Below are 8570 nucleotides of genomic sequence, written 5' to 3'. Positions count from 1 at the left end.
CAATCCGTATGCTCAACGGAAAACCTACGCTGACGGTGGTGTATTTATGACGCTCGAATTTTCGCTAGATGTCTCGAAGCTATTAAGCGCAATTGATAAGTCGCCGAAAGCAGTTGGACGAGGAGCAACAACGGCAATGGGCGACATCAAAGACGATTGGGTTCGCGGTGCTGTTGATATTGCGCCGCTAGATACAAGTAACTTGCGCAGGCAAATTCACGGCGAAGTTGTTAATCCGGGTATGGACGGTTATGTCGAAATCGAAGCGAATGCTTTTCAGGACACGGGAGGCAAGCGATTTAACTACGCCTACTATATTCACGAACAAGACGCAGGCGGCGGTCAGTTGCAGACGTCGGGAACGGAAAAGAAATTCCTCGACAAGTCGCTAGAGCAACGCAAGGACGAGTATCAGAAATGGCTCGAAGACGACGTAATGGACGAGCTAAAGAAAGCGGGGTGGTAGCGGTTGGCGGAAATCACGGACGAAATAATGGCGCTACGGCACTACGTCGCTGACATAGGATTTACGGCGTTTCACCTCGGTAATATGCCGACAGAATACGTAGCGGGCGAACTTGCCATACGATTTATTGGCGGCGACACTGCGAGCGAAACCGGCTACCACTTCCGACTTAATCGCGAGTTTCAATTCTTAGTTTTCGGTACTTCTGAACGCGACTGCTATTCGAAAAGCAGCGCATTACAAAGGCGCCTAAACAGTGCGCATAAAATCAACGTTGGGGAATCGGGCTGGCTTACGCTCGGTTCTTTTTCGTTGTCACCGGCCTTTAAGGCGGAAGGTTCGGAAGTCTACGGCATTATCGGCATCTTGCAGGCAACGGCGCGGGAGGCGCGACATTTCGAAAAGGCTCCGAAAATAGGCGGGATAACGATTGATATTAAGCCGGAAAACGGCAACAGCACTGAAATAAAAGTAGGAAACGGAGCGTGTAATTAATGGCAAATGGCGGTCAATGGGACCAAACGTCCCTTCCGATTAGGCCCGGTCTCTACCTTAATTTTGTCGAGCAAGCACTCGCGCAAATTACGGGCGGGCCACGCGGCGTAGTCGGTCTACCGATTTTTAAATATGACGGCGGTGTAATCGAGGCGGGCAAGTTTTATACAGTTGTGAACGAAAAGGAAGCGCACGAACAGGTAGGCGCAGCAAACGCAGCACCAATTACGCGCGTACTAGCGGGAGGCGCAGCGGAAGTTTTGATCTACGCAGTACCGCCGGCGCAAGTACCGGAAACGTCCGAGTACGATTTCGTAGCCTTGCGCGATGCTTATGAGGCGCGCCAATTTAACGTCTTTGTCTATCCGGGCGCAGTAGATGCGGCGGAGCAAGACTCAACAGTCGCGTGGACGGCACGCAATCGCAAAGAAGGCAAGCATTTCGCGACAGTGTTCGGAGGCATGGCGGAAGAAGATCAAGACCCAACGGTAGGTAACGCGCGGTCTATTAGACTTGCGGACGCTTATGTAGTCAACTTGATTACTGGCGTTGTTTTGGGCGACGGTACGGAATTATCCTCGTCGGAATATGCGCCATATATTGCGGGACTTATCGCAGGTACGCCGATTAACAAATCGATTACTTACGCGACATTGCCGATATCCGACGTCACGAAGCGTTTGCGCAATAGCGAAATCAACGAAGCGCTTACGTCCGGCTCGCTTGTGCTTGTACACGATGGGCGTAACGTCAAAGTCGAGCAAGGCATTACGACTAAATCGGATGAAATCTCGCGCGGCAAGATTCGCGTTATGCGCGCACGACAGGCGGTAGCGACTGATATTCCGGCGACGGCGAAAGACCGATATATCGGCAAAATTGACAATAACCCTGCAGGACAAGTTACGTTGATTGCGGCTATCAAGGCATACCTTGAAACGCTCGAAACGAATAACGTCCTCATGAATCCGGTTGTTGCGCTCGACCCGGAACGCGAGTCGGTGGGCGATTGCGTATTCCTAACGATTAGCTACACGGAAGTCGACAGCATGGAACGAATTTTCTTGACTATCAACGTCTGATTGGACGTAAAACTGACGAAAGGGTGACGTAGATGTTAGATGCTACTAGGACGCTCATGGGAACGTTCGGAAAGTTACATCACGAAGGTGAGTGGCTTACGAACGTGACCGGAATCGAGCTAAATGCCGACATCAACTATGAAGAAGTACCACGAGCTGGAACGCGAGTTCTCGGACACAAGGCGGGAACAATTTCTATGTCAGGCACAATTACAAGCTACAAACTTACGACTAAATTTGTCGACGCGATTAGTCAAATTCTCGACGACAAGAAAGGCGCATTTGTGACGGAACTTATGGCGGAACTTGACGATCCGGAAAATCCGGAAATGAAAGGGTTTTACCGTGTCAAAGGCGTGCAGTTTAATACGATTCCGATTCTAACCTACGAACATGGTTCGATTGTAGAAGAAGAGTTGCAGTTCGTTTTTACGGGATTCGAACGCATGTAAGGCGGCGGGGCTTCGGCTCCGTCTTTTAATATCGAAAATTACCCGAAAGAGGTCGATTATAGATGGCGGAAGTTAACATTAATCCACTAGACGCGCTGCTTGGCGCAAGTATTGAGGTAGAAGACACGGTATACATTAAGCGATTGAAAGTTGATTTCCGCGTAAAGGCGCTGACCGGCGATCGGCTTGACAGTTTGCGTGAACAATGTACGTATACGGAAGGTAAAGGCGCTAATCGACGCACGTTTGTCAACGAAGACGAACTCGGAAAGCTAATGATTGCGGAAGCATGTGTGTCACCGGATTTCAGCGACACGAAACTACTTACGCACTATAAAGCGAAGGATGCGGCAGATTGCGTGCAAAAGGCGTTATTAGCCGGCGAAATCGCGACGCTATCACACGCAGTTCTTGACGTATCCGGCTTTGTTGACGCACAGGATACGGTAGAGAAAGTAAAAAACTAATAAAAGCCGGCGGTGAAGCCGCGATGCTTGATCGAATATTTCAGCGTCACAGCATCCCGCCGGACGAAGTTTACGCGAAAGAATGGCGACATAGGGCGTTTATGTATGCCTCCGAAGAATTAGCGATTGAACGAGAGCAAGCAGACGCTAAGAGGCAGGAACGAAAATACCGTCTGTCGAGGGGAGGTATTTAACGAATGAATTTAGTTGCAAGGCTTAGTCTTAAAGACGACTTTTCAACGCGTATCGGCAGAGTTACTACCAACATGCGCAAGACCGAAAGCGCAGCCAATCGTATGACTTCGAGCGTCAAGCAATTTAGTTCGGCGGTGGCGGGTATTAGTGCGGCCATCGGCTTGACCGCAGCAGTTGCGGGCGGCTTTAATATGATTCGCGATTCCGTCAAGTCAGCGATGGCGCGTATTGACGTTATGGAGTCTTTTGAACGTGTACTTACCGTACTTACTGGCTCCGTTCAGAAAACGAAAGAAGCGCTTGACGCAACGCGCGAATCAGTAACTGGGACGGCATACGGCCTTGACGTCGCTGCTAAGTCAGTTCAAAACTTTGTCACGCGCGGCATGGACGTCAGCAAGGCGACCAAGACAATGGCAGCGTGGGGTGACGCGGTTGCCTTTTACGGAAACGGCTCAAACGAGCAGCTCGAAACGGTAATGGACGCACTTGCGAAAATGTACTCGTCGGGCAAGGTCGCGATGGATCAAATGAATCGACTATACGACGCGGGAATTGATGGCGTCGGGATGTATGCGAAAGCAGTTGGACGCAATGTTAACGTAGTCCAGAAGGAGCTTTCGAAAGGAAAAATCAAAGCGGCGGACTTTATAGACGTAGTTACCAAAGCGATGATGGAGGGCACGAACGGCGTTACTAAAATCGCAGGCGCAGCAAAAGAGGCCGGAGCTTCTTGGGGCGCTTCCTTCGATAACATGCGCGCAGCAGTAACGCGGGGAGTGACGGATATTATTCAGGGCATCGATAAAATGCTCGTTGATAATGGATTGCCACATATGCGCCAGATGGTCGGAGATTTCGGTAAACGGTTCGAAACGGCGTTAAAGAAAGTTGCCGCGTACATTCCCCCTTTTACGGAGCATTTAAAGCGAATCTATAACGTCTTCAAACCGATAATGCCCGCATTAAAAGCGTTCGGGCTTGCGGTATTATTCGCAGTTGCAGCGCTCGGTGGTTTCTTTGCGGTAGTAGGAGCGGTAAAAGCAGTCGGCGCAGCGTTAGTATTCTTAACGTCACCACTCGGACTAGTACTCGGCGCACTGACCGGACTAGGGCTCGGATTCCAAGCGTTATATAAAAACAGCGATAAATTCCGCAGCTTTATTGATAAGGCAGTAGGCGGCGTTAAAGGCTTATTCAAAGTCATTAGCGGTAATACCTCAGGTGGCATGACGGACTTCCTAGCGGCAGGTTTTGACACGGCGCAGGTACGCAAGATATTCGCATTTGCCGACAAGGTAAAGTCCGGTATCGATCGCATTAAAGATGTCATTAAGGCGTTCGGCAGCGGTAATGTCGGTAATATTGCGCAGGCACTCGGCTTTAGTCCGGAGACTGCCGGCAAAATTACCGAATTCATTGACGACGTTAAGATGCGAGCAGGCGAGTTTGTGACGTTCCTTATGTCTAAATGGCAGGCGATCCAGCCGGGCATTGCAACGTTACTTAGCGCATTCTCAACGGCAAAAGAAACGGCGACGAGCATCTTTACAACGCTGTGGGCTACGTTACAGCCTATATTCAGCGCGCTTGGTACAGCGTTTTCTATCATCGCAGAGATTGCGGTTGGTGTATTCAATAACGTTATCGCGCCAGCAGTTGCGTTCATTTGGGGCGCATTCCAGACGTTGTGGAAAGTAGTCGGCCCGATCCTCGAATTACTTGGCCAGGCGATAGCGGTTGCATTCGACGTACTTAAAATCGTTTGGGACAACATAATCAAGCCATTTGCATCGTTCATGGGCGGACAATTCTCGGAAACACTCGAAAAGGTCAGTCCAGTATTAGATAAAATTTCCGGAGCTTTCGACTGGCTCGGCGAAAAGATAACGAAAATCACCGATTGGTTTAAAGGCTTCCGTGACATCCTATCGAACTTTAAAGTCCCAAGCTGGCTATCGCGATTAGGCGGTGGCGGTACGGTCAAATTCGAAAGTAGCGAAGGAGACGGCGGTGGAGGCGGCAAAGGTAAGTCGAACTACCACGGAATTGACTACGTACCTTATGACGGCTATCAAGCGCGTTTGCATAAGGGTGAATCCGTAGTTACAGCGCAGGAGAATCGCGAGCGTAAGAAAGGTGGCGCGACTGGCGGAATCGTAATTAGCGGTAACGAGTTTCATGTACGTCAAGAGTCGGATATTAAGTCGATTGCGGAGGAGTTATACGAATTAATTAACGGAGCAGCGGAGGCGGGTGCATAATGGCAATTGAATTCTGGTTATCGTTTAACAGCGGTGCGGAGCGGTTAAGGCTGCCTGTCAATCCAGCATCGTTAAGCGTTAACTCACCGTTTGGTAACACAGACATAAATATCACGCAGTTTGGCGAATACACGATAATTGGTGAAAGGGGAGCTGCGGAGATATCGTTCAGTTCCTTTTTCCCTTTACAGTACAACTCGTCGTATTGTGAATACGCGGACTTTCCGACGCCGGCCGAATGCGTGCGGACTATCGAACGTTGGCGCGACACACGTAAGCCTTTGCGTCTAGTCGTTACCGGGACAGACGTAAATTATGCGGCAACTATTCGTGACTTTCCAATCGAAATACAGCGCGCAGGTAGCCCGGGCGACATTTACTACACGCTAACCCTAAAGGAGTATCGTTTCCTTGACGTGAAGCCAGCGGTCATCGACGTAGAAGCAGCGGTTAGTAAATCGATAAGTCCGACAGCTAAAAAGCCAGCCGTCAAGAAGGCTCCCACGAAAAAGCGACCACCTGTCGTAAATAAGACGAAACCAAAAGCGAAGACGACGACTCGCAAGGTTAAGCACAACGAAACGCTACCGAAGATTGCCGGCAAGGAATGGCGCAAGGTGTACGAAGCTAACTACGCCACAATCGGTAACAATCCGAATGTCATTCCGCAAGGCACGGTGTTGAGGATACACTCATGATTCTAAAGGTTGTTTACTATTATGACGGACAATTACGCGATCTTGCCGGCTATGTAAAGGATGTAGAAATCAGTGGGGACACTTCGCAAGCATATCGCACATGCGCAATTAATCTAAACAATACTACGGACGGTCGCCGGTACCGAATACCTTTTCAAAATGGCGGAGAAGTGCGCGTTTACTTCGGAACCATAGAGTTCTTTCGCGGCGTAATTTTCGATAAGGCAGTAGATACAACCGGCGCGCAAAGCCTAAAGGCGCACGACTACAACGTATATATGACTAAAAACAGTGATACTGTACGTTTTATTGGAAATACAGCCACTCAAATCATTACAGTCTTATGCGACAAGTACGGGATTAAAACGGGGCAAATCTCGAATACACGTCACGTAATCCCGAAATTTATCGTACGCGGTAAAACGTTATTCGAGATATTTACGATGGCGCTCACCGAAACGCAAAAGGCGACAGGCAAACGTTATCGGTTCCGTAGCGCAGCAGGCAAGTTAGAACTTGTCGAAGTGACGGCGCAAGTCAAACAGCTCTCACTTGAAAACGGCCGCAATATAATTGACGCATCATACAGTGAATCAATCGAGGAAGTAAGGACGCGCGTTAAGCTAACGGGTGGCGACGAGAATAAGCCGGTCACGGTCGAGGTTAGTTCGCCAATCGCCTCTAAGTACGGAATCATGCAGCACTATGAGCATAACAGCGATGTAAAGACGGCGGCCAAGTTAAAGCCATTAGCAGACGTACTACTAGCGGAACTTGCGAAGCCAAAGCAGGAGATCAACGTAACCGTAATCGGTGATATAGAGGTAACAAGCGCAACGACCGTATTAGTCAACGAGGCTATGACGGGTATTCGTGGCGCTTTTTATGTTGGGGCAGATGCGCACAAATTCGAGGCAAGCGGCTTGCATACGATGTCGCTTTCGTTAACGCGCGAACTAGAGCTGCCGCAAATTGAATACGAGGCGCCGGAAGAACCGAAGCCTAAAAAGAAGAAGGCCAAGAAGAAAACGGCGAAGCAAAAGGCGGAAGAAAAGAAGAAAAAGGAGGCGGCTAAGAAATGACGGAAAGAATCGGACGGGAAGGCAACGTATACTCGAAATTCGTGCAACTTATGCGCGATCAAGGCTATTCGAAGCCGGTCAACATCGAACTGGCAACGGTCGTCGAAGCGCCTCCTAGCTTGCGCATTAAACTTGACCAGGACGGACTTGTACTCGAAAAGGACGACTTAATTGTAGCCGAGTCCTTGTCGCGACATGAGCGCATTGTCTCGATCAATTACGCATATCCGAAAACGTGGACGCAAGCCGAAATAGGCGACAAGCCATTAGACGCAGATTCCGCGCGTAATAGTATCGGTAGCGAGCAGGCAGTCCCATACGAAAATTACGCGATGCAAGACGCAGCACTCACGTTCGAAGACGTACTAAAGCCGGGCGACCGCGTTATTGTTGCGTGCTTGGACGAGGACATGGTTTACGTTGTACTGGATAGGGCGGTGTTTTACTAATGTCGTTAATACCCGACAATCAAACGGAGCTACTTGACGCGTATTTGGACGCGGAGGCGAATGCAGAACCGGAGCCGACGCTCACTTATCGCATTAATTTCGGCAGTGGACGCATCACCGGCATGGTCGACGACAAGGACGCAATCAAGCAATTCATTGTTAAGGCGCTTAAAACGTGCCGGTCGCGCTTCCGAATTTACAGCGATGACTACGGATGCGAACTCGAAGACTTGCTCGGAAGCGACGTCACGGAGGCGTTTATACAGGCGGAAATACCACGCATGGTGCGCGAGGCACTTATATATGACGACCGTATTAACACGGTCACAAACGTAACGGCAACGCGACAAGGCGACGCCGTTTTTATTGTGGCAACGGTCGACTCGATTTACGGAGAAGTCACGCAGGAGGTGACGATATAGCATGGCAACGGAATATTACGGGCCAAGAACGTTGGACGAAATACATGCGGAAATGCTCGAACGTGCACGTGATGACGTAGACAAGCGCGAGGGTGCGGTTGTTTACGATATGACTGCGGTCATGGCGGAAGAAACCGAACTACTCGACTACGAACTCGAAGCGATCTATTTGAACGGATACGCAGACACGGCGGACTTACCGTTTCTAATCCGACGTGCTGCGGAATTGGGCGTTGACTGGAAGGACGCAGTTAAGGCGCAAGGCAGCGTTACAATTACCGGCTCGGAAGGCGTAGTCGTGCCGGCTGGATTTCGAGCATATACGGACGGCGACATTTACGTCGAAACTACCGCAGAAGCGACGTTAATTGCTGGCGTGGCTACGGTGCCGGCGCAAGCAATAGAAGGCGGTGCGGCAGGCAACATTGGAGCTGGCGAAATCACTCAATACGTCCAAACAGTCGCGGGCATTACGGCAGTCGCGAATGACGCGCCTTT

At 50.0% G+C, this 8570-nt stretch carries 11 protein-coding genes; all 11 read left to right on the top strand.

Going from position 1 to position 8570, the window contains the following annotated elements:
* Window positions 1–466 (top strand): hypothetical protein (locus AWV70_RS21435; protein ID WP_306464410.1); only part of this gene is annotated, 466 nt, incomplete at its 5' end.
* Between the two features lie 3 nt (window positions 467–469).
* Complete coding sequence (locus tag AWV70_RS21430) at window positions 470–961, top strand: hypothetical protein (protein ID WP_060210505.1); 492 nt, start codon at window positions 470–472, stop codon at window positions 959–961.
* A complete protein-coding gene (locus AWV70_RS21425) occupies window positions 961–2043 on the top strand; it encodes a phage tail sheath subtilisin-like domain-containing protein (RefSeq protein ID WP_060210504.1) in 1083 nt (360 codons plus the stop codon). Before AWV70_RS21430 ends, AWV70_RS21425 begins: the two co-directional genes overlap by 1 nt.
* Window positions 2044–2075: 32 nt before the next feature.
* Window positions 2076–2495, top strand: a complete 420-nt coding sequence (locus AWV70_RS21420) for a phage tail tube protein (protein ID WP_060210503.1) — start codon at window positions 2076–2078, stop codon at window positions 2493–2495.
* Between the two features lie 62 nt (window positions 2496–2557).
* Window positions 2558–2962, top strand: coding sequence for a phage tail assembly chaperone (locus AWV70_RS21415; RefSeq protein ID WP_060210502.1), 405 nt, complete (start codon window positions 2558–2560; stop codon window positions 2960–2962).
* Between the two features lie 197 nt (window positions 2963–3159).
* On the top strand, window positions 3160–5421 hold the full coding sequence (locus AWV70_RS21410; RefSeq protein WP_060210501.1) for a tape measure protein: 2262 nt from the start codon (window positions 3160–3162) through the stop codon (window positions 5419–5421).
* A complete protein-coding gene (locus tag AWV70_RS21405; protein WP_060210500.1) occupies window positions 5421–6119 on the top strand; it encodes a LysM peptidoglycan-binding domain-containing protein in 699 nt (232 codons plus the stop codon). Before AWV70_RS21410 ends, AWV70_RS21405 begins: the two co-directional genes overlap by 1 nt.
* Window positions 6116–7201, top strand: coding sequence for an XkdQ/YqbQ family protein (locus tag AWV70_RS21400; RefSeq protein ID WP_060210499.1), 1086 nt, complete (start codon window positions 6116–6118; stop codon window positions 7199–7201). Before AWV70_RS21405 ends, AWV70_RS21400 begins: the two co-directional genes overlap by 4 nt.
* Window positions 7198–7650, top strand: coding sequence for a DUF2577 domain-containing protein (locus tag AWV70_RS21395; protein WP_060210498.1), 453 nt, complete (start codon window positions 7198–7200; stop codon window positions 7648–7650). The genes AWV70_RS21400 and AWV70_RS21395 overlap by 4 nt, the downstream gene beginning before the upstream one ends.
* The gene (locus tag AWV70_RS21390; RefSeq protein ID WP_082713759.1) at window positions 7650–8072 is read left to right on the top strand and encodes a DUF2634 domain-containing protein; all 423 of its coding nucleotides are present in this window, start codon (window positions 7650–7652) and stop codon (window positions 8070–8072) included. The genes AWV70_RS21395 and AWV70_RS21390 overlap by 1 nt, the downstream gene beginning before the upstream one ends.
* Window position 8073: 1 nt before the next feature.
* Window positions 8074–8570 (top strand): baseplate J/gp47 family protein (locus AWV70_RS23150; protein ID WP_201024436.1); only part of this gene is annotated, 497 nt, incomplete at its 3' end.

Source organism: Sporosarcina koreensis, from assembly GCF_001531445.1.
Classification (GTDB): domain Bacteria; phylum Bacillota; class Bacilli; order Bacillales_A; family Planococcaceae; genus Sporosarcina; species Sporosarcina koreensis_C.
Note: the sequence above shows the minus strand (reverse complement) of the source record. Positions and strands in the feature narration are given on the sequence as shown.

Bases quoted from the DNA above. Each gene is read 5' to 3' on its own strand.
- AWV70_RS21395 (WP_060210498.1), top strand. From the start codon at position 7,198: ATGACGGAAAGAATCGGACGGGAAGGCAACGTATACTCGAAATTCGTG.
- AWV70_RS21390 (WP_082713759.1), top strand. From the start codon at position 7,650: ATGTCGTTAATACCCGACAATCAAACGGAGCTACTTGACGCGTATTTG.
- AWV70_RS21405 (WP_060210500.1), top strand. From the start codon at position 5,421: ATGGCAATTGAATTCTGGTTATCGTTTAACAGCGGTGCGGAGCGGTTA.
- AWV70_RS21415 (WP_060210502.1), top strand. From the start codon at position 2,558: ATGGCGGAAGTTAACATTAATCCACTAGACGCGCTGCTTGGCGCAAGT.
- AWV70_RS21425 (WP_060210504.1), top strand. From the start codon at position 961: ATGGCAAATGGCGGTCAATGGGACCAAACGTCCCTTCCGATTAGGCCC.
- AWV70_RS21400 (WP_060210499.1), top strand. From the start codon at position 6,116: ATGATTCTAAAGGTTGTTTACTATTATGACGGACAATTACGCGATCTT.
- AWV70_RS21420 (WP_060210503.1), top strand. From the start codon at position 2,076: ATGTTAGATGCTACTAGGACGCTCATGGGAACGTTCGGAAAGTTACAT.
- AWV70_RS21410 (WP_060210501.1), top strand. From the start codon at position 3,160: ATGAATTTAGTTGCAAGGCTTAGTCTTAAAGACGACTTTTCAACGCGT.